We start from the raw sequence: 1,112 nt of genomic DNA on the forward strand, positions 1-1,112 counted from the left end.
TTTTTATCAACCTGTTTTATTTTGAAATAAATTCGTTACAATTAGGGAGCTAATAAGCAAATGGGCAATATCACCAATAGATAAAACTCTTGTAGCTTATATAGTGAATAAAAATGATTTATTATATAAGCTCTAGTTGTGATAGACCTGATGATGAGAATAAATTGATATTGCGTAAGAACAGCTAAAAAATTTAGCTGTATATGATGTCAAGTCAATTTGTATTTAACTCAAATTAATTATTAGCGACAGTAATTATGTGCTGACCAAGTCAATGATTACTAAGCACTTGCTTCTCATATTAAACACACAAAAAAACTCATCGCTTCAATTAAGTAAGTAATTTGGAGATCAACATGAAAAAAGTAATTCCTTTTCTCATCACTGGTATTTTAGTAATAGGTGCTGTTGGCTGTCAGGACAATACTTCTCAAACTTCTTCTTTGGAAAAACCAGGTAATACAACTGAGTCTGCTCAAACACCAGTAGAACCAGCTTCTCCTGTCACTGATAGTGTTACTGAAACTGTACCTAAATCAACTGACGATGTAAAACCAGATGTGGAAGCAAATGCAGCAGACACAGCTGATACTACTGCTAACACAATAACTGATGCAAAATCAACAGGTGATATTGCTGCAAAATTAAAAGAAGCTTTACCTAAAAGTAATTTAGAAGTTAAAGAGAAAGATGATAATATCACTATTACAGGAACAGTAGCTTCTGAAGCTGAACTGGGCATTGTAGAGCAAATAGTATCTCAACTCAAAACTAATAAAGCAGTCAAGGTAGAAGCAACTGTTGAATCACCTAAGAATTAAGAATTTCTTTGTTAAATTGTAGCTGTATGTCCTTTGAAAACGGATAATCATATCCAGACTACAAGATTATACAGCTATTTTTTGGATATGTATAAAACAGTAGAGATGCATTATGATTGCGTCCCTACTGTTTTTGTTAATGAGTTAAGGGCGGGGAAATCCAGCCCCTACAGTATTGGTAACAAGTTAAGCCTGCATCACAGTTGTCAAGTAGCTTTGAGAATATGTTTGAAATAAAAATTGGTTAGAGCCGAGTTGTTTGTTAGGGAATGGTGCAACAATTAACTTAAC

The 1,112-nt window shown here is 33.5% G+C and carries 1 protein-coding gene; it reads left to right on the plus strand.

Going from position 1 to position 1,112, the window contains the following annotated elements; all coding sequences use genetic code 11:
- Window positions 1–356: 356 nt before the first annotated feature.
- Window positions 357–821: a BON domain-containing protein gene (locus F6K52_RS36645; RefSeq protein ID WP_293090191.1), complete on the plus strand. Its 465-nt coding sequence runs from the start codon at window positions 357–359 to the stop codon at window positions 819–821.
- The last annotated feature ends 291 nt before the right edge of the window (window positions 822–1,112 follow it).

This window comes from Moorena sp. SIO3H5, from assembly GCF_010692395.1.
Classification (GTDB): domain Bacteria; phylum Cyanobacteriota; class Cyanobacteriia; order Cyanobacteriales; family Coleofasciculaceae; genus Moorena.